This window comes from Delftia sp. WSY_10 (assembly GCF_043104705.1).
Lineage (GTDB): Bacteria > Pseudomonadota > Gammaproteobacteria > Burkholderiales > Burkholderiaceae_C > Comamonas > Comamonas tsuruhatensis.
Genome location: NZ_JBICKY010000019.1, coordinates 151,609 through 172,945, shown reverse-complemented (window position 1 = coordinate 172,945; position 21,337 = coordinate 151,609). Strand labels below are relative to the sequence as shown.

The window sequence follows — 21,337 nt, the reverse complement described above, 5'->3', positions numbered from 1 at the left end:
TGGCGCGTTCATGCACTGTTTAAGAACGTGCACATAAGATGCGTGGCCGTGAAACTCCGCCTCGCACTTGCTGCCTTGCTGGCCTTGCCGCTGGCGCCCGCCTCTGCCACCACGCCAGCGGAGCATGAAAGCGTGCGCCGCGAGGTACAGTCCAAGCGCCTGCGGCCCTTGGCGGAAATCCTCCAGGACGTGCAGCAGCGCCACAAAGGGCGCGTCATCGACATCGAACTCGAGCGCGGCGCCGACGGCCGGCGCTGGTACGAAATCAAGCTCGCCAATGGCCAGCGCACGGAGATCTATATCGATGCAGTCACGGGACAGGACATCCCCCGGCCGGGCGCGACCACCGCCGTGCTGATACCCATGTCCGCCGTGGCGGCAGCCGTCACCCGCTTGCATCCCGGCACCGTGCTGCAGATCGAGCTGGAGGAAACGCGCAGCCCCAGGCCCTACTACGAGATCCAGCTGCTCACGCGCGAAGGCCGTGAGCAGCTGCTGCGCGCCGACGCCCAGACGGGCCGCATCCTGGCGGAGCCTGTCCTGAGCCGGGAGCAGGCCGCCACGCTGCAACCGCTGCCGCGCATTCTTGAGGAACTGGAGCGCAAGTACCAGGCCCGCGCCACAGAGGCCGAGCTCAAGATCGACGTCCGGCAGCGCGCCTACTACGAGGTCGAGTTGCAGCTGAGCGCCGGCCGCAGCATCGAAGTGCATGTGGATGCGTACAGCGGCCAGCCCATCGAAGAGGACGGACTGCGCTGATGCGGGTGCTCATCGTCGAAGACGACGCCGATCTTGCTGCAGGCCTGCAGGCCATCCTGCAGGAGGCCGGCATGCTGGCCGAGTGCTGCGCGGACGGCCGCCTCGCCCAGGAACTGGGCAGCGTCGAACACTATGACGCCGCCTTGCTGGACCTGGGGCTGCCAGGACAGGACGGCGTCTCGGTGCTGCGCCATTGGCGCGAGCAGGGCCGCTCCTTTCCCGTGCTGGTGCTCACGGCCCGCAACCGCTGGAGCGACAAGCTCACGGCCTTCCAGGCCGGCGCAGACGACTACCTGACCAAGCCCTTTCTGCACGAGGAGGTCGTCACGCGGCTGCGTGTGCTGCACCGGCGCGCAGCAGGCAGCAGCCGGCCCCTGGTGCAGATAGGCCCGCTGGCCTACGACACCATGGCAGACCGCTTCACGCTCGAAGGTCGGCCGCTTGCGCTGACCGCGCAGGAGCAACGCATCCTGAGCTTTCTGACCAACCGGCATGGACAGCTCGTCAGCCGCGCCGACATCAGCGAGCATGTCTACGCACGCGACCTGGACCCGGACTCCAACACCGTGGACGTGCTGGTCGGCCGCATCCGCCGCAAACTGTCCCCGCATGGCCTGATCCATACCGAGCGCGGACGGGGCTTTCGCCTGCAGCAGGCCAGCGGCGACCATGCGTCCTAGACACTGGGGCCTGTCGGAGCGCCTGCTGGCACTGAGCCTGGTGGCCACGCTGGCCTGCGGCACGGCCGCCAGCTGGCTGCTGCGTGAGCAGTTGCACGATGCGGTGCTGCGCAGCTTCAAGGCCGGCCTGCAGGACCGCGCCGAGCGGCTGCAGGCCGAGCTGCAGTCCCCGGGACCCCTGACCGGGCAGGGCACGCGGCTCAATCGCGGCGAGTTCGGCCGCATTTTCTCGGGCTGGTACTGGACACTGGAGCAGGACGGGCGGATGCAGCAGTCGCGCTCGGTCTGGGACGACAGCCTGGAGCTGGACGACGCCCGTCCCTGGCCCGGGCACAAGGGCAGCGAGACGCTGCTGTCGCTGCGCGGGCCGCAGGGGCGCGAACTACTGGGACTGCGCCGCAGCTTCGATGTCGCGGGCCGGCGTGTGCAGCTGCACGTCTTCGGCCCGCTGGACGGTACGCGCCAGGAATGGCGCCGCATCGACCGCATCCTGCTGGTCACCGAGCTGGGCCTGGTCGCCGCGCTGCTGCTGTGCACGGTGGCGCTGGTGCGCCTGGGATTGCAGCCGCTGCGCAGCCTGCAGCAGGCGCTGCAGGACATGGAAGACGGTACACGCACGCAGCTGGGGCGGCACTTCGGCCCCGACCTGGACCCGATTGCCGAGGCCGTGGACCAGGTGCTGCAGCGCAATGCCCAGGTCGTGGAGCGCGCGCGCCACCAGGCGGCCGACCTGAGCCATGCGCTCAAGAAGCCGCTGGCCGTGCTCGGCATCCAGGCACGCGGCCATCAGGTCGATGGCCCGTGGCTGCGTGACCAGGTACAGGCCATGTCCCACACCATCGACCGCCATCTGGCGCGCTTCGCCAGCGGCGCCGGCAGCGCCGGCAGCGTGGCGCTGGATGAGGTGCTGGCCCGGCTGCTGGATGCCATGCGCCAGATCCACGCCCAGCGGCGCCTGTCCTGGTCCATCCAGACCTCCACGCCGCTGCCCTGCCATGGGCTGCGCTGGCGCGGCGCGGCCTCGGACCTGGAGGAGATGGCGGGCAACCTGCTGGACAACGCCGGCAAGTGGGCGCGCAGCCGCGTCACGCTGGCCGTGTGCCAGGATGGCACGACGACGCTGCTGCAGATCGATGACGACGGCCCAGGCCTGGCACCGGAGCATCTCGCGCAGGCCATGGAGCGCGGTGTCCGCTTCGACGAACAGGCCCAGGGCCACGGCCTGGGCCTGGCCATCGTGCGCGACATCGCCGAGACCTATGGTGGATCGCTGGAGATGGGGCCAAGCCCGCTGGGCGGGTTGCGCTGCACGCTGCGCCTGGGCTGAGCACGGCGCCGAGCGGCGCTCAGCGCGAGGCGTCGGGCAGTTCGATCTTGACTTCGAGCACTTCCAGGTTTTCCTGGCGCTCCAGGTGCACCTTGATGTCGTTGACGTCGATGTCCACGTACTTGGAGATCACCGCCATCAGCTCCTTTTGCAGCGCAGGCAGGTAGTCGGGGCCACCGCCGTTGCCGCCCACGCGTTCGCGCGCGAGGATGATCTGCAGGCGCTCCTTGGCCACCGAGGCCGTTTTCTTCTTTTCTCCGAGCAGGAAAGAGAGCATGGACATGGCCGCTTACCTCCCCCCGAACATGCGTTTGAAGAAGCCGGGCTTTTGCGCTTCGGTGAAGCGCATGGGCTTTTCCTCGCCCAGGAAGCGCGCGACCACGTCCTGGTAGGCCTCGGCCACGTCCGAGCCCTGCATGTGCACGGCGGGAATGCCCTGGTTGGAGGCCTGCAGCACGGTTTCGGACTCGGGCACGACGCCGATCAGCTCGATGCGCAGGATGTCCTGGATGTCCTCCAGCGACAGCATCTGGCCGTCCTGCACGCGGTTGGGGTTGTAGCGCGTGATCAGCAGGTGTTCCTTGACGCTCTCGCCCGCAATGGCGCGCGCGGTCTTGGAGCTGAGCATGCCCAGGATGCGGTCAGAGTCGCGCACGGAGGAGACTTCGGGGTTAGTCACGACCAGGGCCTCGTCGGCGAAGTGCATGGCGATCAGCGCACCGCTTTCGATGCCGGCCGGCGAGTCGCAGACGATGTACTCGAAGTCCATGCCTGCCAGGTCGTCCAGGATCTTCTTGACGCCGTCCTGCGTGAGCGCATCCTTGTCACGCGTCTGGGAGGCGGCCAGCACGAAGAGGTTGTCGCACTGCTTGTCCTTGATCAGGGCCTGGTTGAGGTTGGCCTCGCCCTGGATGACGTTGATCAGGTCGTAGACCACGCGGCGCTCGCAGCCCATGATCAGGTCCAGGTTGCGCAGGCCCACGTCGAAATCGATGACGGCGGTCTTGTGCCCGCGCAATGCGAGGCCCGATGCGAAGCTGGCGCTGGTGGTGGTCTTGCCCACGCCACCCTTGCCGGAGGTCACGACGACTATTTTGGCCATGTTTGCACGGTTCCTTAAAGACTGGAGAGCAAAGAAGAAGGGTCCGGTGTCATACCGGCTCGATGAGGATTTTCTCGCCGTCGAGACGCACCTTGGCGGGCCTGGCAGCTACGTCCGCCGGGAGATCGGTCTCGATTGTGCGATAGATGCCGGCAATCGACAGCAGCTGTGCTTCCATGCAGGTGCTGAAGATGCGCGCCTCGGTGTTGCCGCGTGCCCCGGCGATGGCCCTGCCGCGCAGCGGCGCGTAGACATGGACGTTGCCGTCGGCGATGACTTCGGCGCCATAGCTGACCATGGCCAGCACCACGATGTCGGTGCCGCGCGCATAGACGCGCTGGCCCGAGCGCAGCGGCTTGTCCACGATGAGGGCGTCGGCCTGGGGAGCAGGCACCTCGCGCACCACCTCGATCTCGCGCACGACTTCCTGGATCTCGATCTCGGGCACCGTGGGCCGCACGGGTGCGGCCTCGGGCGCGGGCGCCAGGCCTGCGGCGCGCGCCGCCTCCATCTGGGCGGGGCTGCCGCCGCGCACGGCCACGGGCACGGTGCGGTGAAAGCGCAGCGCCTCCACGAGCACGGCGAAGTCGATGGCCTCCTCGGCCTCGCGCACATGGGCCAGGTCGATCAGCACGGGGTCGTTGTCGAAGAAATCCGGGTCGTCGGCCAGGCGCTGGGCCAGGTCGGCCACGAGCGCACGTACGTCGGTATCCCGCAGGGTCACGGCCACCACGGGCAGCTGCGCGCTCTTGAGGTCGAAGCTGGGGCGGGCAGTACTCGTCGTTTCAACGGCCATGGGACTGGGAGTGCGGTGGATGGGAGAGTTGCCTCTCGACGCGCAAAGTGTACTGTGTGTGCAGTACATGGGCGCCCACTCCCGCCGGGAGGCCGGCACCGGGGAGTGTCCATTTGTGTTGTGTCACACACGGCCCATGCCCCCGTGGCGGGGGCCGGGCGGGCCCGGTCACTGAAACCGGGGCTTACGCTTCTCCACGAAGGCCATCACGGCCTCGCGGTGGTCGGCGGTCTTGTGGGCCAGGGCCTGGTAGCCGGCGGACAGCTCCAGCAGCGATTCCAGCGTGCTGTGCTCGCCCTCGCGCAGCAGGCGCTTGGTCATGCGCATCACGGCGCCGGGGTTGGCGGCGATCTTGTCGGCCAGTGCGCGTGCCGTGGGCAGCAGCTGGTCCGCCGGCACGACGCGGCTGACCAGGCCGCAGGCCAGGGCCTGCTGCGCGTCGATGGCCTCGCCCGTGAACGCCATCTCGGCCGCCTTGGCGCGGCCCACGGCGCGCGGCAGCAGCCAGGCGCCGCCGTCCCCGGGGACGATGCCCACGCGCACGAAGCTCTCGGCAAAGGTGGCCGTCTCGCTGGCGATGCGGATGTCGCACATGCAGGTCAGGTCCAGCCCCGCGCCGATGGCCGGGCCGTTGATGGCGCAGATCACGGGCACGTCCAGCTGGGTCAGGGCACGCGGAATGCGCTGTATGCCCTGGCGGTACTCCTCGCGGATGGCGTCGGGCGTGAGCGCGTCGTCGAAGAAGCGCTGCATGTCCTTGACGTTGCCGCCCGAGCTGAAGATGGGGCCGGCGCCCGTGAGGATGACGGCCTTGACCGAGGCGTCGCGCCGGATCTCGTCGCAGACCTGCACGAATTCCTCCACGGCCGTGTTGCCCGTGAGCGCATTGCGCGTCTCGGGCTGGTTCATGGTGAGGGTCCAGATGGCGCCGTCGCGGGCGATGTTTAGAAAGGACATGGAGAAGACTCCTTGAGCAAGGGTTTATTCGGTGATGTCGGTGGTCGAACGGATCAGGTCCAGCGTGCTGCCCGCGTGGCCATGGACCAGCGCGGCGCCAGCAACACCGTGCCAGTACGACTCGGAGCCCGCCGTCTGGCGCCAGGCATGCAGGCGGCGCGTGAGCAGTTGCAGGTCGTATTCCTCGGTGAAGCCCATGGCGCCGTGGATGGCGTGGGCCGCCTCGGCCACGTCCAGCGCGGCCTGGCTGCAGCGCGCCTTGGCCACGGCCACGCGCAGCCGATCGGGGAAGATGCCCTGCCCCGCGCAGCCCAGCCGGGCCGCCATGCGCGCGGCGAAGACATGCTCGCTCATCACCGCCAGCTGGTGCTGAATGGCCTGGAACTTGCCGATGGGGCGGCCGAACTGCTGGCGGTCATTCGCATACTGCAGCGTGCGCTGGAACACCTCCATGAGCGCGCCCCCCAGCTGCACCGCCACCAGGCCGGCCTGCAGCGTGCGCAGGTCCAGCCCATCCGGCAGGGCGATATCGGGAGCAGGTGCTGCGCGGACCTGATCGGCGCTCCAGCGCAGGTTCACGTCCAGGCAGAAGGCCGCCGGCTCGGACTGCGCCTGCGCCACGGGCAGCAGGCTCCAGCCCTGCGCATGCTGCACCAGCACGCTGTCCGCCACCGCGCCCAGGCGCACGGGTGCGCAGTGCAGGCCGCCATCCGCCTGGAGCAGGCCTTGCGCCAACGCGATGGCGCCTGGTGGACGCTCCGCCCCCGCGCCAGCCAGCAACGCGCGCGCCAGCATGGTCTCGCCCAGCGGCACGGGCAGCGCATGGGCGCCGGCCTGCGACCACACATCGAACAGCTGCGCCAGCGCCAGCCCCGCGCCGCCCGCGTGCTCGGGCACCAGGGCATCGGCAAAGCCGGCCTGCTCCAGCGATTGCCACAGCGCCCGGGGCGAGCCCCCGGCCTCGATGGCGCGCACCCGCGCGGGCGTGCACTCGCCCTGCAGCAGCTGGCGTGCGGCATCGGCAAACAAATCGTCTTCCATGTCTCTCTCCATTCATGACACATGACGCCAGGCCTTGGGCGTTCCGTTTGAAACTGGCGCGCCCCAACTTAAGGGGAACCTTATTCAACGCAGGCCGAGGCCACGCGCGATCATTCCGCGCAGGATGTCGCGCGTGCCGCCGCGCAATGAATACGAAGGCGCAACCTCCGTCACGTAGTTGAGGGTGCGTAGCAGCTCCAGCGGAACCTCGGACGCCTCGCGTGCGAACAGGTCATCGGCGATGGCGGCGGGAATGGACTGCTCCAGCGTCGTGCCCAGCTCCTTGACCAGGGCCGCCTCGACGATGGGGCTTTCGCCGCGCACCAGCTTGTCCTGCACGGCCACCGACATGGCGCGCAGCGGGGCCAGCTCGGTGAACACGCGGCCGGCCAGGCGCAGCGCGCCTTCGCTGCGCTCGCCCGTTGCACGCAGCCAGGCCAGCCATTCGTCGAACAGCACGATGCTGGAGAACAGCCGCTCGGGCCCGCTGCGTTCGAAGGCCAGCTCGGCCGTGACCTGCTCCCAGCCCTGGCCTTCATGGCCGATCAGGGCGTCGGGCGGCAGCTGCACGTTGTCGAAGAAGACTTCGCAGAAATGGCTGTCGCCCGAGAGGTCGGTGATGGGCCGCACGGTCACGCCCGGCAGCGACAGGTCCACGATGACCTGGGACAGCCCCTTGTGCCGGTCACCCGCCTCGCCCGAGGTGCGCACCAGGGCGATCATGTAGTGGCAGTGGTGGGCGTTGGTGGTCCAGATCTTCTGGCCGTTGAGCACGAAGCCCTTGCCGTTCGGCGCGGCGCGCGTCTTCACGCTGGCCAGGTCCGAGCCCGCGCCGGGCTCGCTCATGCCGATGCAAAAGAAGGCCTCGCCCCGGCAGATGCGCGGCAGGTAGAACCGCTTTTGCGCCTCGGTGCCGTACTTGAGGATCAGCGGGCCGCTCTGGCGGTCGGCAATCCAGTGCGATCCCACGGGTGCGCCGCAGGCCAGGTATTCCTCCACCAGCACGTAGCGCGTGAAGGCGCTGCGCCCGCCACCGCCGTACTCGCGCGGCAGGGTGACGCCTATCCAGCCCTTTTCGCCCAGCTGCCGGCTCAGTTCGGCGCTGTAGCCGCCCCAGGAGCGCGCACGCACATGGGGCGGCAGGCCGCTTATGGACTGGGCGAGGAAGGCGCGTACCTCGGCGCGCAGGGCTTCGTCCTCGGCGGGGATGCGGGTCAGGGCAAGGGAATCAAGCACACTCATTGCAGGGCTCCATGGTTGGACCCCACTCTAGGCAGCCGGTCTGTCGCAGTCCAATATTAAAAACCGAGCCACTGATACCGTTTGAATATCAGGCTGCCTGTGCCTTGGCATGCTGCGCCGCAAAGCCCACATACCAGTCCAGGCAGCCCGGGTTGGCCATGGCCTCCTTGTTGACCACCTTGTCCAGCGGCTGGCCCAGCATCAGCTTCTTGATGGGCAGCTCCTGCTTCTTGCCGCTGAGCGTGCGCGGGATCTCGGCCACCTGCACGATCTCGTCGGGCACGAAGCGCGGCGACAGGGCCTGGCGGATGGCGCCCTGCAGGCGCGCGCGCAGGGCGTCGTCCAGATCCACGCCCGGGCGCAGCACCACGAACAGCGGCATGTAGCTTTCGCGGCCCAGGTATTCGAGGTCCACGACCATGGAGTCCAGCACTTCGGGCAGGGCCTCGACGGCGCTGTAGATCTCGCTGGTGCCCATGCGCAGGCCGTGGCGGTTGATGGTGGCGTCGCTGCGGCCGTAGATGATGCAGCCGCCCTCCGGGAGGATGCGTATCCAGTCGCCGTGGCGCCAGACCGGGCCCATGGCGGCGGGGCCGTCGCCGCCGCCGGGCGCGCGGCCATGGCCGGCCGGGTACATGTCGAAGTAGCTGGACAGGTAGCGCTTGCCGTCCGCATCGCCCCACAGGTACAGAGGCATGGAGGGGATGGGCTGGGTGCAGACCAGCTCGCCCACCTCGTCGATGACGGGCTGGCCCTGCTCGTTCCAGGCCTCCACGGCCGCGCCCAGCTGGCGGCACTGCATGATGCCCGGCTGCTGGGGCAGCTCGCGGTGGCCGCCGATGAAGGCGCCCGCAAAGTCGGTTCCGCCCGAGATGTTGTTCCACCAGATGTCAGGCCGCCCCATGCCTGCGAACTGCGCCGTGCCCCAGCTTTGCACCTCGGGCGACAGGGGCGAGCCCGTGGTGCCCAGGCTGCGGATGCGCGACAGGTCGCCGCACTGCGTCAGGTCCACGCCGGCCTTCATGCAGTTGGCGTAGAAGGCCGCGCCCGAGCCGAAGCTGGTCACGCCGGTCTCGGCCGCGAAGCGCCACAGCACGCCCCAGTCGGGCCTGTCCTTGCTGCCGCCGGGGCTGCCGTCGAAGATCACGCAGGTGGTGCCGCCCAGCAGGCCCGAGACCTGGGCATTCCACATCACCCAGCCCGTGGAGCTGTACCAGTGGTAGCGCTCGCCCCAGCTGTTGGGGTGGTAGCTGCAGCCCACGTCGTTGTGCAGGGCCTTGAGCTGCAGGGCCACCAGCACCATGCCGCCATGGCCGTGGACGATGGGCTTGGGCAGGCCGGTGGTGCCGCTGGAGTAGACGATCCACAGCGGGTGGTCGAAGGGCAGCCATTCGGGCTCGAAGGCCGCCGTGGCCGCGTCGTCGCGGGCCGTGACCTGGCCGTAGTCGGCGGCATCGGCCAGCCTGGCCTGCAGGTCCAGGTTGGGCACAAGGACCACATGCTCCACGCTGGGCAGGCCTGCGCGCAGCTCCGCCAGCACGGCCATGCGGTCGATATCGCGCCCGGCGTAGTGCACGCCATCGACGGCGATCAGCGCCTTGGGCGCGATCTGGCGAAAGCGGTCCAGCACCGCGTTGGTGCCCATGTCGGGCGCGCAGATGCTCCAGACGGCGCCCAGGCTGGCCGTGGCCAGCAGGGCGACCATGGCCTCGGGGATGTTGGGCAGGTAGGCGGCCACGCGGTCGCCGCGGCCCACGCCCTGGGCCTTCAGGTGCAGGGCCAGGGCGGCGACCTGGCGGCGCAGCTCGGGCCAGGACAGTTCGCGGTGGCGGCCCGTCTCGTTGCGGCTGACCACGGCGGGCATGCCGGCCGCATGGGCGGCATCCACATGGCGCAGCGCCTGGCGCGTGTAGTTGATCTGGGCGCCCGGAAACCACTGGGCGCCGGGCATGGTGTTGCGCTCCAGCACGGCCGTGTGCGGCGTGGGCGACTGCAGCGCGTTGTAGTCCCAGATGCTTTGCCAGAAGGCGTCCAGGTCGGTCACCGACCAGCGCCACAGCGCGTCGTAGCTGTCGAACTGCAGGCCGTGGCGCTCGCGCAGCCAGTCCTGGTACAGGCGGATCTGGGGGATGAAGGCAGGGGTGTGGCTCATGACCGGCCACGGTACGCGCGCGCTGCCCGCGAGCCCAGACGGGAAAGCCACTAGCCTGGCACCTGGGCGACAAAGTCTGCGGGCCGGATCGCGTATCTGCGCACAAACACTGGGAAAAAATTTCCGCTCGCCCCCTCCTGCCAGAAAACAAATGCCTCTAATATCGCGCCAATTTTTTACAAGGAGCGATGCCACATGGGCCTTTTCCAATGGACGGAGAAATCCGCCGACCAGCTGCAACGGGGAGGCGTGATCGGCCCCGATGAGCGCCTGCCCTGGCCCCAGACCGGGCTGATGGGCATACAGCACGTGATCGCCATGTTCGGCTCCACCGTGCTGGCGCCCATCCTCATGGGGTTCGACCCCAACGTGGCCGTGCTCATGAGCGGCATCGGCACGCTGATCTTCTTCCTGATCACGGGCGGCAAGGTGCCCAGCTACCTGGGTTCGTCCTTTGCCTTCATCGGCGTGGTGATCGCAGCCACGGCCTATGGCGGCAAGGGCGCCAACGGCAACATCGGCGTGGCGCTGGGCGGCATCATTGCCTGCGGCGCGGTCTATGCGCTGATCGGCCTGGTGGTGCAGTTGGTGGGCACGCGCTGGATCGAGCGCTTCATGCCGCCCGTGGTCACGGGCGCCGTGGTGGCCGTGATCGGGCTGAACCTGGCGGCCATACCCGTCAAGAACATGGCGGCCAACAACTTCGAGACGTGGATGCAGGCCCTGACCTTCGTCTGCGTGGGCCTGGTGGCCGTGTTCACGCGCGGCATGGTGCAGCGCCTGCTGATCCTGGTGGGCCTGATCGCCGCCAGCGTGCTGTACGGCCTGTTCACCAATGTGCTGGGCATGGGCAAGCCCGTGGACCTGTCGGGCGTGGCCAATGCCGCCTGGTTCGGCCTGCCCCAGTTCCACGCGCCCGTGTTCAGCGGCCCGGCCATGGTGCTCATCGTTCCCGTGGTCATCATCCTGGTGGCCGAGAACCTGGGCCACATCAAGGCCGTGACCGCCATGACGGGCAAGAACCTGGACCAGTACATGGGCCGGGCCTTCATCGGCGACGGCGTGGCCACCATGGTCAGCGGCGCGGCCGGCGGTACCGGCGTGACCACCTATGCCGAGAACATCGGCGTGATGGCCGCCACGCGCATCTACTCGACGGCCGTGTTCTTCGTGGCCGCCGTCCTGGCCGTGCTGCTGGGCTTCTCGCCCAAGTTCGGCGCGCTGATCCAGGCGATCCCGCTGCCCGTGATGGGCGGCGTGTCCATCGTGGTCTTCGGCCTGATCGCCGTGGCCGGCGCCAAGATCTGGGTGGACAACCGCGTGGACTTCTCGCAGAACAAGAACCTGATCGTGGCGGCCATCACCCTGATCCTGGGCACGGGCGACTTCACGCTCAAGTTCGGCGACTTCGCGCTGGGCGGCATCGGGACCGCGACTTTCGGCGCCATCATCCTGTACGCGCTGCTGGATCACGCACGCGACGACCAGCCGCTGATTCACCGAATGTGAGCACACGCAAACATTCTTTGAACCTTTGACTGCGCGGCAGGGCCTTTACGGGGAAACCCGAGGGCCGCTGCCAGCGCTGCTACCATCGGTTTCCGGAGATATACCGCCCTTGCGTTCTTGCATGGGGCGGTTTTTTTTAGGCTTGCAAGCCAGCGCTGCGGCACCCTGCCGGCTGGCGCGAGCCGTCAGCCGGAGCCATAGATGTCCCTCGCAGACCGCGTACGTTTCCCAGAATTCCTTTCGCGCACCATGACGGCCGAGCAGGCCGCCGCCCTGATCCCCCACGGCGTCAACGTCGGCATGAGCGGGTTCACGGGCGCGGGCTACCCCAAGGCCCTGCCCCAGGCCATCGCCCAGCACGCCAAGAGCGAACACGCGGCCGGCCGGCCCTACAAGATCAATGTCTGGACCGGCGCCTCCACGGCCGCCGAGATGGACGGCGCCCTGGCCGAGGCCGGCGCACTGGGCCAGCGCCTGCCCTTCAACACCGACCCCACCTGCCGCGCCAGGATCAATGCCGGCGAGATCGACTTCATCGACATGCACCTGTCCCACGTGGCCCAGCATGCGTGGTTCGGCTTCCTGGGCCCCATGAGCGTGGCCGTGGTCGAGGTGCTGGGCGTGACCGAGGACGGACGCCTCATCCCCTCCACCGCCGTGGGCAACAACAAGACCTGGCTGGAGATCGCCGACAAGGTGATCCTGGAGGTCAACACCAAGCCGCCGGCCAAGATGGAAGGCATGCACGACATCTACTACGGCACGGCCATCCCGCCGCGCCGCGTGCCCATTGCCCTGACCCATGCCGATGACCGCATCGGCGAGCCCTACCTGCGCGTGGACCCGGCCAAGGTGGTCGCCGTGGTCGAGACCCACAAGGGCGACCGCGACAACGTCTTCGCCCAGCCCGACGCCAACTCCAACCTGATCGCCGCGTCCATCATCGACTTCCTCGCGCACGAGATGAAGATGGGCCGCCTGCCCAAGGAGATGCTGCCCATCCAGTCAGGCGTGGGCAACGTGGCCAACGCCGTGCTGGCCGGCCTGCTGACGGGTCCGTTCGAGAACCTGCTGGGCTTCACCGAGGTGCTGCAGGACGGCATGCTGGACCTGCTGCGCGCGGGCAAGATGAGCCGCGCCTCGGCCACCTCGATCTCGCTGTCCGGCAGCGCCTACAGGGACTTCGAGGAGAACATCGACTTCTACCGCGAGCGCATCATCCTGCGCCCCCAGGAGATCAGCAACCACCCCGAGCTGGTGCGCCGCCTGGGCGTGATCGCCATGAACTCCATGATCGAGGCCGACATCTACGGCAACATCAACTCCACCCACGTCATGGGCACGGGGATGATGAACGGCATCGGCGGCTCGGGCGACTTCGCGCGCAACGGCTACCTGTCCTTCTTCGTCACGCCCTCGGTGGCCAAGGGCGGCAAGATCAGCTGCATCGTGCCCATGTGCTCGCACGTGGACCATACCGAGCACGACACGCAGATCATCGTCACCGAGCAGGGCCTGGCCGACCTGCGCGGCCTGTCGCCGCGCAAGCGCGCCCAGGTCATCATCGACCGCTGCGCCCATCCCGACTTCCGCCCCCAGCTGCAGGACTACTTCGACCGCGCCCAGCGCCAGGGCGCGCTGCACACGCCCCACATCCTGGGCGAAGCGCTGAGCTGGCACCAGCGCTTTGTCGAAACGGGCGACATGCGCGCCTGAACCGCGCAAGCGCGTTAGCGCGCCAGCGCGCAGTCTCCTGGGCTACAGGCGGCCATCGGCATGGCTGCCCGGACTGGCGTAGCATGCAAGGACGGCCCACGGGGCCGTCTTTTTCGTTGCACCCACAGGACTTCTCCCATGCCGATCTGGAAGCGCAGCTTCACCCTTGAAGACATCACCTCGCTGAGCGCCGACACGGCCGTCTCGCACCTGGGCATCGAGTTCACCGAGATCGGTGACGACTTCCTGCGCGGCCGCGTGCACGTGGACCAGCGCACCTGCCAGCCCTACGGCATCCTGCACGGCGGCGTGAACGTGGTGCTGGCCGAGACCCTGGGCTCGGTGGCCGCGGCCTGCTCCATCCCCGAGGGCTGGCGCAGCGTGGGCCTGAACGTCTCGGCCAACCATGTGCGCGCCGCGCGCCAGGGCTGGGTCACGGGCACGGCCCGCCCCGTGCACCTGGGCCAGACCACCCATGTCTGGGCCATCGAACTGCACGACGAAACCGGCCGCCTGACCTGCACCTGCAGCCTGACCATGGCGCTGCTGCCGCCCACGCATGCGCAGAACGTCAAGCTCGCGGCGCAGCCGCCGGTGGCGGCCCAGCCCTGACAGCTTGATGGACCGAGAACCGTCGCGCTCTCGGTCACGTTGCTGTTGTCCGTTGTATTTCTTCTTCAGTTATTGATAATTGCCTAATCAATACAACAGACTCCGGCATGCCCGCTCCTGGCTCCGCGCTCGAACAAGCCGTTCTGGCACTGGCCGAACAACGGCCGCTGCTGCGCGCACGCGACCTTGCCGCGCTTGGCCTGCCGACCATGGCGCTGAGCCGGCTGGTCGCGGCAGGCCGCCTTGAACGCGTTGCACGCGGCCTGTACAGCCTGCCGGGCCGGCCGCTCAGCGAGCACCGCTCGCTGGCGGAAGTGGCCCTGCGCGTACCGCAAGGGGTGGTCTGCCTGCTGTCCGCGCTGCGGGTCCACGGCATAGGAACGCAGGCGCCCTTCGAGGTGTGGATGGCCATTCCCCATCACTCGCCCACGCCTCGCATAGACCAGCCTGCGTTGCGCGCCATCCGCATGTCCGGTGCGGCACTGTCCGAAGGCGTGGAAACCCTGCAGATCGATGGCGTCGGTGTCGCCGTCTTCAACGCATCGAAGACCGTGGCCGATTGCTTCAAGTACCGCAACAAGATCGGCCTGGATGTGGCGCTGGAAGCACTGCGCGACGGATGGGCGCAGCGCAAGCTGACGGCCGACGCGCTCTGGCACTACGCCGCCATCGACCGCGTCAGCAATGTGATGCGCCCCTACCTTGAAAGCATCGCCGCATGAGCCGCGATATCGCAGCCTCGATCCGTGCACGTTTGAAGCAATGCGCGGACGCCCGCCGGCAGGACTTCAACCTCACGCTCACCCACTATGGCCTGGAGCGTCTGCTTGCCTGCTGGGCATGGCAGCGACCTTCGAGCGCCGCCAACTCGCGCTGCCCGCAGGCCTGCCAGCCGGATTGAGCGATGGTTTCAGCAGCGATGCGGCCAAGCAGGCGCAGTGGGCCGCCTTCCTGAAGAAGAACCGGCTTGAAGCGCTGGAACTGGCCCCTGTCGTGGCAAGGCTGCGAGAGGAATTCCAGCAATGCGGCATCGTCTGATACCGCCTGGAAGTCCTCCGCCCACCACCATCTCAAACCCCCAGCAACTCCGACAGGCGCTCCGGCTGCGCCAGCAGCTCCCGCGAATCGGCCTGCAGCGCCAGCCGGCCCTTGGCCATGACCACGGCGCGGTCGGTGTGGGCCAGGACCTTTTTGTAGTCGCGGTCCACGATCAGGGTGGAGATGCCGGTGCTGCGGATGGCGGCGATCACGCGCCAGATTTCGGCGACGACCAGGGGGGCCAGGCCTTCGGTGGCTTCGTCGAGGATGAGCAGGCGCGGGTGCGTCATCAGCGCGCGGCCTATGGACAGCATCTGCTGCTCGCCGCCAGAGAGCTGGTCGCCGCCGTTGGCCAGGCGCTCCGCGAGCCGGGGGAAGGTGTCGAGCACGCGCTCCAGCGTCCAGTGGCGCTCTCCCTGCAGGCCGGGGCGGGCGCTCATGACCAGGTTCTCGCGCACGCTGAGGTTGGGGAAGATGCCGCGCCCCTCTGGCACATAGCCAATGCCCAGCCGCGCCATGCGCTCGGGCGGCGCGCCCGTGCAGTCGCGGCCATCGGCGCGCAGGCGGCCACGGCGCGCGGGCACATAGCCCATGAGCGTGCGGATCAGCGTGGTCTTGCCCATGCCGTTGCGCCCCAGCAGGCCCACGGCCTGGCCCGCGCCCAGCGCCAGGCTCACGCCCTGCAGGATGTGGCTGTCGCCGTAGTAGGTATGCAGCTCGTCGATGGCGAACATGGGCTCAGTCATCGTCTTCTCCGAGATAGGCAGTACGGACCACGGGATCGACACGGATCTGCGCGGGCGTGCCCGTGGCCACCACGCTGCCGTTGACCATCACGGTGATGCGGTCGGCGATGCGGAACACGGCGTCCATGTCGTGCTCGACCAGCAGTACCGCATGGCCGCGCTTGAGCTCCTGCAGCAGGGCCAGCATGCGCTCGGTCTCCTCGGCGCCCATGCCGGCCAGCGGTTCGTCCAGCAGCAGCACGCGCGGGCCGGTGGCCAGGCACATGGCCACTTCCAGCTGGCGCTTGGCGCCATGGCTCAGTGTGCCGGCCACGGCCTGGGCCTGCCCGGCCAGGCCCGCACGCTCCAGGGCCGCATGGGCCTGGCGCAGGCTGGCCGCGCAGCGCTGTGCGGACAGACCCAGCTGCCAGGGCCTGAGCGCCATCTGCGCCTGGGCCGCGAGCCGGCAGTTCTCCAGCGCCGAGAACTCGGGAAAGATGGTGGTGCGCTGGTAGCTGCGGCCCACGCCGGCACGCGCGCGCCGGGGCTGGGGCATGCGCGTGACGTCCTGCCCCGCGAGCGCGATGCGCCCCGCGCTGGCCGCCAGCTCGCCCGAGAGCATGTTGACCAGGGTGGACTTGCCCGCGCCGTTGGTGCCGATCACGGCGTGGACCTCACCCTCGTGCAGGTCCAGGTCCACGCCGCCCACGGCCGTGAGCCCGCCGAAGCGGCGCGTGAGGCCGCGCACCGAAAGCAGTGCCGCATCAGCCATGTCCGGCCTCCTTGTGGTGGACCTCGTTGTGTACTCCGGCGCGTTGCCGTGCAAGGCCTGTCAGCCCGATCAGCCCCATCAGTCCTTTCGGCAGCAGGGCCACGAGCACGATGATGGCCAGGCCCAGGCTCAGCTGCCAGTGATCGGCCATGGGGCCGACGATGGCATGCGTGGACAGCACCTCCTTGAGCGCGATGAAGGCCACCGTGCCCAGCACGGCGCCGCGCAGCGAGCCCAGGCCGCCGAGGATGACCATCAGCAGCACCTCTCCCGAGTGGTGCCAGGACAGCAGCTCGGGGTTGACCACGGCATCGCGCACCGCCAGCAGAAAGCCGGCCACGCCGGCCAGCATGCCGGCCAGCACGAAGGCCGCGAGCTTGTACCCGTAGGTGGTGAAGCCGGCCGCACGCATGCGCTGTTCGTTGACGCGTATGCCCGCCAGCGCCGCGCCGAAGCGCGACTGGCGCAGCCCGGCCAGGAAGGCATAGACCAGCACCAGGGCGGCCAGCACCACGTAGTACTGCACGCGCGGGATTTCCATGTCGATGGCGCCCAGCGCGGGCCGGGCCATCAGGTAGATGCCATCGCTGCCGCCGCCGATGCCCGTGTCGTGGACCACGAAGTAGGCCATCTGTGCGAAGGCCAGCGTCACCATGATGAAGTAGATGCCGCGCGTGCGCAGGCTCAGCAGGCCCACCAGCAGCGCATAGCCACCCGAGGCCAGCAGCGCCCAGCCCAGCATGGCCGGCAGGCTGCCGCCCTCGTTGCCTGCGGACAGCACGGCGGCATAGGCGCCCAGGCCCATGAAGGCCGCATGCCCCAGGCTCACCAGGCCCGTGCCGCCCACCAGCAGCTGCAGGCTGAGCGCGAAGATGGCCAGGATCATGGTCTTGACCACCAGACCCCACAGATAGTCCGACCACCAGGGGCCGGCCAGCGCCAGCAGCGCCACGCAGGCCAGCGGCACGGCGCAGGCCTGCCATCGGCAGGCGCGCTGCGGCATCTCTGCGGGCTGCACGGCGGCCGCCAGCAGGGCCGGAGAAGGATTGGATACGGCCATTGTTCAGCTCCTTTGCCCCATCAGGCCCTGGGGCCGCCACACCAGCACCACCGCCATCAGCAGGTAGACGCTCATGCCGCTGAGCTCCTGGAAGAACAGCTTGCCGAAGGTATCGACAAAGCCCACCAGCAGCGAGGCCAGCAGCGCGCCCGTGATCGAGCCGATGCCGCCAATCACCACCACCACGAAGCAGATGATGAGCACGTTGCCGCCCATGCCCGGATAGACCGAACTCATGGGCGCGGCGATCATGCCTGCCAGTGCCGCCAGCGCCACGCCGATGGCGAAGACGATGCGGTACAGGCGCTTCACATCGATGCCCAGGCCGCGCACCATGTCGCGGTTGCTGGCGCCCGCGCGCACCATCATTCCCAGGCGCGTGCGGTTGACCACCCAGTACAGCGCCAGCGCCACCAGCAGGCACACGCCCGAGGCGAACAGCCGGTACCACGGATAGCTCATGAGCCCGCCCAGCGAGAAGCTGCCCGACAGCCAGCCGGGCAGCGGCACGCCATGCACGTCGTTGCCCGCCAGCAGCGAGCGCAGCTCCTCGAACACCAGGATCAGCCCGAAGGTCATCAGCACCTGCTGCAGGTGCTCGCGCTCGTAGAGGTAGCTGAAGAAGGCCCACTCCAGCGCATAGCCCAGCACCACGGTCAGCGCCACGCCCGCCAGCAGCATGGTGATGAAGTGCTGGCCCAGCAGCGGGGACAGCGCAAAGGCCATGTAGGCGCCGATCATGTAGAAGCTGCCATGGGCCAGGTTGATCACGCCCATGATCCCGAAGATCAGCGTCAGGCCGGAGGCCAGCAGGAACAGCAGCAGCCCGTACTGGACGGCGTTCAGGCACTGCACGAGAAAGGTGGCAAGGTCCATGGCGATGTCCGTATGCGTCCGTATATGAGTGCGCCCCGCGCCTCACATGCGGCAGCCGCGGCCGGTATCGCCCAGGGCCTTGATGGCCACGCCCATGCGCTGGTTCTCCTTGCCCACGACCTTGCGCAGGTACATGTCCTGCACGGGGTTGTGCGACTTGCTGATGGTGAAGTCACCGCGCGGGCTGGGGATGGTGGCCTTCTCGATGGCCTGGCGGAACTCGGCCTTCTTCGCGATGTCGCCGCCCGCCGCCTTCAGGCCCACGCCCAGCATCTGGGCGGCGTCGTAGCCCTGCACGGCATACACATCGGGCATCAGCTTGTAGGCCTGGGCATAGGCGGAGCGAAAGCGCCGGTCGCGCTCCGTGCCCAGCTCGTCGGCGTAGTGCAGCGTGGTCAGCACGCCCTGGGCGGCCTCGCCCTGGGCCTCCAGCGTGCCGTCGGTCAGAAAGCCCGAGCCGTACAGCGGGATGGTCTTGTGCAGGCCGGCCGCGTGGTAGTCCTTGACGAACTTGACGGCGCCCGCGCCCGCGAAGAAGGCAAACACCGCATCGGGCCTGGCGGCCGCGATCTCGGTCAGCAGGGCCTGGAACTCCACGTTGGGAAAGGGCACGGTGAGCTGCTTGCTGACCTTGCCGCCCTCCTTCTCGAAGCCTTCCTTGAAGGCATTGGTCATCTCCTCGCCGGCCGCATATTTCCAGGTGATGGTCATGGCGGTTTTCCTGCCCTCCTGCCTGGCCGCCACCACGCCCATGGGATAGGAGGACTGCCAGTTGGAGAAGGACGAGCGGAAGATGTTGGGCGCGCACATGGCGCCCGTGACCGCATCGGCGCCCGCATTGGGCACGATGAGCACGGTGCCGCTTTCCTTGGCCGCGCGCGCCATGGCCATGGCCACGCCCGAATGCACGGTGCCCACCAGCACATCGACCTTGTCGCGCTTGATCAGGCGGTTGACGTTGTCCGTGGCCTTGGCCGGATCGGACTCGTCATCGACCTTGAAGAACTCGATCTCGCGCCCGCCCAGCCTGCCGCCCTGCTCATTCACGAACATGCGAAAGCCGTTCTCTATGGCCGAGCCCAGTGCCGCATAGGTGCCGCTGTAGGGAAGCATGAAGCCGACCTTGATCCTGTCCTGCGCATATGCGCCGCAGGACAGGGAGGCCGTCAGGGCGAGGACGGCCCAGTGTTTGCGATCGGTGTTCATGCGTGTCTCCTTGTGGTCGATGGGTCTTGCTTCTGTCAGGGGAATCGGAAGGGGCCGTTCAGCCGACGCTGGCTTCGCGTTCACGCAGGCGGAAACGCTGGATCTTTCCGGTGGCGGTCTTGGGAAGTTCGTCCACGAATTCGATGAAGCGCGGGTACTTGTAGGCGGCCAGGCGCTGCTTCACGAAGGCCTTGAGTTCAGCCTCGGTGGCGCTGCAGCCGTCCTTGAGCACGACGAAGGACTTGGTCTTGAGCAGGCCGTCGGCGTCGGTCTTGCCGATCACGGCGGCCTCCAGCACGGCCGGGTGCTGCATCAGCGTGGCCTCGACCTCGAAGGGCGAGACATAGATGCCGCTGACCTTGAGCATGTCGTCGCTGCGCCCGGCATAGGTGTAGTAGCCATCGGCGTCGCGCACGTACTTGTCGCCGCTCTTGAGCCAGCCGCCCTGGAAGGTCTCGCGCGTCTTGTCGCGGTTGCCCCAGTACATGAGGGCGGCGCTGGGGCCCTGGATGAACAGGTCGCCCACCTCGCCATCGGCCACGGGGCGGCCGTCCTCGCCGCGCAGCTCCACGCGATAGCCGTCCACGGGCTTGCCCGTGGTGCCGTAGCGGATGTCGCCGGGCCGGTTGGACAGGAAGATGTGCAGCATCTCGGTGGAGCCGATGCCGTCCACGATGTCGGCGCCGAAATGCGCCTTGAAGCGCTGGGCGATCTCGGCCGGCAGCGCCTCGCCGGCCGAGGAGCACATGCGCAGGCTGACCTGCTCGCGCGCGGGCAGCAGGGGCGAGGCCAGCATGCCCGCAAAGCCCGTGGGCGCGCCGAAGAACACCGTGGGCCGGTGCTGCACCCAGCGCGCGAAGGTGGCCTCGGGCGTGGGCCGCTCGGCCATCAGCAGCACGGTGGCGCCCACGCTCAGCGGAAAGCTCAGGGCATTGCCCAGGCCGTAGGCGAAGTAGAGCTTGGCGGCGGAAAAGCAGATGTCGCCCTCGCCCAGGCCCAGCACCGGGCCGCCATAGAGTTCGGCCGTCCAGTACGGATTGGCATGCGTGTGGACCGCGCCCTTGGGCTTGCCCGTGGAGCCCGAGGAATACAGCCAGAAGCCCGGGTCATCGCCCAGCGTGGGTGCCGGTGCGGGCAGCGGCGGCTGCGCCGCCAGCCAGGGCTGCAGCGGCGCAAAGCCTGCGGCGCGCGCCGCCGCTTCGTCGCCGGCCACCCAGACATGGCGCACCTCGTTGGGCGCCCGGTCCAGCGCCTGGCGCAGCAGGGGCAGCAGCGCATCGCAGGTCAGCACGGCCTGGGCGCGGCTGTGGCCCAGCATGTAGGCGTAGTCGTCGGCCGTGAGCAAGGTGTTCACCGCCACCGGCACCACGCCCGCATACAGCGCGCCCAGAAAGGCCACCGCCCATTCATGGCGGTCGTGCATGAGCAGCAGCACGCGCTCCTCGCGGTGGATGCCCGCCGCCAGCAGGCCGCTGGCCATGCGCCGCGCCTGCTGCTGCAGCTGGCCGTAGCTCAGCGTGCCGTGGTCGTCGATGTAGGCGATCTTGCCGGGCCGCCCCTCATTGAGCGCGAACAGGTGCGCGGCGAAATTGAAGGGCTGGGTGAAGTCGATCATCGGGGTCTCCTTCGACATCGGGCATCCGGCCCGACTTGTGATCTTCCGCGCAACATGCAATATTGTGCGTGTACCGGAAAGATAGTTAGAACGCCATCGAGCGTCAAGCACTATATTGCATGACTGGTGTTAACCCCGACTGTTTATCATTC

General features: G+C 68.3%; 21 protein-coding genes. 8 read left to right on the top strand and 13 right to left on the bottom strand.

Annotation, left to right across the window (positions count from 1 at the left end):
• The first annotated feature begins 48 nt into the window (after positions 1-48).
• From ACF8ML_RS09630 to ACF8ML_RS09620, 3 genes are read left to right on the top strand one after another with little or no spacing between them, the layout of a single operon-like run.
• Positions 49-759: a PepSY domain-containing protein gene (locus ACF8ML_RS09630; RefSeq protein WP_223275184.1), complete on the top strand. Its 711-nt coding sequence runs from the start codon at positions 49-51 to the stop codon at positions 757-759.
• On the top strand, positions 759-1,439 hold the full coding sequence (locus ACF8ML_RS09625; RefSeq protein WP_016452258.1) for a response regulator transcription factor: 681 nt from the start codon (positions 759-761) through the stop codon (positions 1,437-1,439). Before ACF8ML_RS09630 ends, ACF8ML_RS09625 begins: the two co-directional genes overlap by 1 nt.
• A complete protein-coding gene (locus ACF8ML_RS09620; protein ID WP_392407038.1) occupies positions 1,429-2,766 on the top strand; it encodes a sensor histidine kinase in 1,338 nt (445 codons plus the stop codon). Before ACF8ML_RS09625 ends, ACF8ML_RS09620 begins: the two co-directional genes overlap by 11 nt.
• A 19-nt stretch (positions 2,767-2,785) precedes the next feature.
• On the opposite strand, the gene minE is transcribed toward ACF8ML_RS09620, so the two are convergent.
• The 7 genes from minE to ACF8ML_RS09585 form a co-directional block, all read right to left on the bottom strand.
• The gene (gene minE / locus ACF8ML_RS09615) at positions 2,786-3,049 is read right to left on the bottom strand and encodes a cell division topological specificity factor MinE (RefSeq protein ID WP_012202033.1); all 264 of its coding nucleotides are present in this window, start codon (positions 3,047-3,049) and stop codon (positions 2,786-2,788) included.
• Between the two features lie 6 nt (positions 3,050-3,055).
• Positions 3,056-3,868 carry a septum site-determining protein MinD gene (gene minD, locus ACF8ML_RS09610; RefSeq protein ID WP_016452260.1) on the bottom strand — a complete coding sequence of 271 codons (813 nt, stop codon included), beginning with the start codon at positions 3,866-3,868 and terminating at the stop codon, positions 3,056-3,058.
• A 49-nt stretch (positions 3,869-3,917) separates the two neighbouring features.
• On the bottom strand, positions 3,918-4,664 hold the full coding sequence (minC, locus tag ACF8ML_RS09605; protein WP_034348623.1) for a septum site-determining protein MinC: 747 nt from the start codon (positions 4,662-4,664) through the stop codon (positions 3,918-3,920).
• A 168-nt stretch (positions 4,665-4,832) separates the two neighbouring features.
• On the bottom strand, positions 4,833-5,621 hold the full coding sequence (locus tag ACF8ML_RS09600) for a crotonase/enoyl-CoA hydratase family protein (protein WP_016447325.1): 789 nt from the start codon (positions 5,619-5,621) through the stop codon (positions 4,833-4,835).
• Positions 5,622-5,645: 24 nt separating this feature from the next.
• Positions 5,646-6,662: an acyl-CoA dehydrogenase family protein gene (locus ACF8ML_RS09595; RefSeq protein ID WP_392407037.1), complete on the bottom strand. Its 1,017-nt coding sequence runs from the start codon at positions 6,660-6,662 to the stop codon at positions 5,646-5,648.
• An 84-nt stretch (positions 6,663-6,746) separates the two neighbouring features.
• Positions 6,747-7,904 carry an acyl-CoA dehydrogenase family protein gene (locus ACF8ML_RS09590; RefSeq protein WP_392407036.1) on the bottom strand — a complete coding sequence of 386 codons (1,158 nt, stop codon included), beginning with the start codon at positions 7,902-7,904 and terminating at the stop codon, positions 6,747-6,749.
• An 88-nt stretch (positions 7,905-7,992) separates the two neighbouring features.
• Entirely contained in the window at positions 7,993-10,056 is a 2,064-nt protein-coding gene (locus ACF8ML_RS09585) for an acetoacetate--CoA ligase (protein WP_392407035.1), read from the bottom strand.
• A 195-nt stretch (positions 10,057-10,251) separates the two neighbouring features.
• Between ACF8ML_RS09585 and ACF8ML_RS09580 the strand changes: the two genes are divergently transcribed.
• From ACF8ML_RS09580 to ACF8ML_RS09560, 5 genes are all read left to right on the top strand, one after another.
• Complete coding sequence (locus ACF8ML_RS09580; protein ID WP_392407034.1) at positions 10,252-11,565, top strand: solute carrier family 23 protein; 1,314 nt, start codon at positions 10,252-10,254, stop codon at positions 11,563-11,565.
• 201 nt (positions 11,566-11,766) lie between these two features.
• A complete protein-coding gene (locus tag ACF8ML_RS09575; RefSeq protein ID WP_012202025.1) occupies positions 11,767-13,281 on the top strand; it encodes an acetyl-CoA hydrolase/transferase family protein in 1,515 nt (504 codons plus the stop codon).
• A gap of 138 nt (positions 13,282-13,419) precedes the next feature.
• Positions 13,420-13,893, top strand: coding sequence for a hotdog fold thioesterase (locus ACF8ML_RS09570; protein WP_012202024.1), 474 nt, complete (start codon positions 13,420-13,422; stop codon positions 13,891-13,893).
• 107 nt (positions 13,894-14,000) lie between these two features.
• Positions 14,001-14,615, top strand: a complete 615-nt coding sequence (locus ACF8ML_RS09565) for a type IV toxin-antitoxin system AbiEi family antitoxin domain-containing protein (RefSeq protein ID WP_016447321.1) — start codon at positions 14,001-14,003, stop codon at positions 14,613-14,615.
• 118 nt (positions 14,616-14,733) lie between these two features.
• The gene (locus tag ACF8ML_RS09560) at positions 14,734-14,931 is read left to right on the top strand and encodes a hypothetical protein (protein WP_392407033.1); all 198 of its coding nucleotides are present in this window, start codon (positions 14,734-14,736) and stop codon (positions 14,929-14,931) included.
• A gap of 32 nt (positions 14,932-14,963) precedes the next feature.
• Here ACF8ML_RS09560 and ACF8ML_RS09555 read toward each other — a convergent pair whose 3' ends face one another.
• Genes ACF8ML_RS09555 through ACF8ML_RS09530 form a run of 6 tightly spaced genes read right to left on the bottom strand, consistent with a single transcriptional unit; the run spans position 14,964 to position 21,185 of the window.
• Positions 14,964-15,677, bottom strand: a complete 714-nt coding sequence (locus tag ACF8ML_RS09555; protein ID WP_016447319.1) for an ABC transporter ATP-binding protein — start codon at positions 15,675-15,677, stop codon at positions 14,964-14,966.
• Positions 15,670-16,428 carry an ABC transporter ATP-binding protein gene (locus ACF8ML_RS09550; protein WP_071953933.1) on the bottom strand — a complete coding sequence of 253 codons (759 nt, stop codon included), beginning with the start codon at positions 16,426-16,428 and terminating at the stop codon, positions 15,670-15,672. The genes ACF8ML_RS09555 and ACF8ML_RS09550 overlap by 8 nt, the downstream gene beginning before the upstream one ends.
• Positions 16,421-17,488: a branched-chain amino acid ABC transporter permease gene (locus ACF8ML_RS09545; RefSeq protein ID WP_392407032.1), complete on the bottom strand. Its 1,068-nt coding sequence runs from the start codon at positions 17,486-17,488 to the stop codon at positions 16,421-16,423. Before ACF8ML_RS09545 ends, ACF8ML_RS09550 begins: the two co-directional genes overlap by 8 nt.
• Positions 17,489-17,491: 3 nt before the next feature.
• A complete protein-coding gene (locus ACF8ML_RS09540) occupies positions 17,492-18,364 on the bottom strand; it encodes a branched-chain amino acid ABC transporter permease (protein WP_013799989.1) in 873 nt (290 codons plus the stop codon).
• A gap of 42 nt (positions 18,365-18,406) precedes the next feature.
• On the bottom strand, positions 18,407-19,570 hold the full coding sequence (locus tag ACF8ML_RS09535; RefSeq protein WP_013799988.1) for an ABC transporter substrate-binding protein: 1,164 nt from the start codon (positions 19,568-19,570) through the stop codon (positions 18,407-18,409).
• A 58-nt stretch (positions 19,571-19,628) separates the two neighbouring features.
• Positions 19,629-21,185: a benzoate-CoA ligase family protein gene (locus ACF8ML_RS09530; protein ID WP_343740379.1), complete on the bottom strand. Its 1,557-nt coding sequence runs from the start codon at positions 21,183-21,185 to the stop codon at positions 19,629-19,631.
• Between the last annotated feature and the right edge of the window lie 152 nt (positions 21,186-21,337).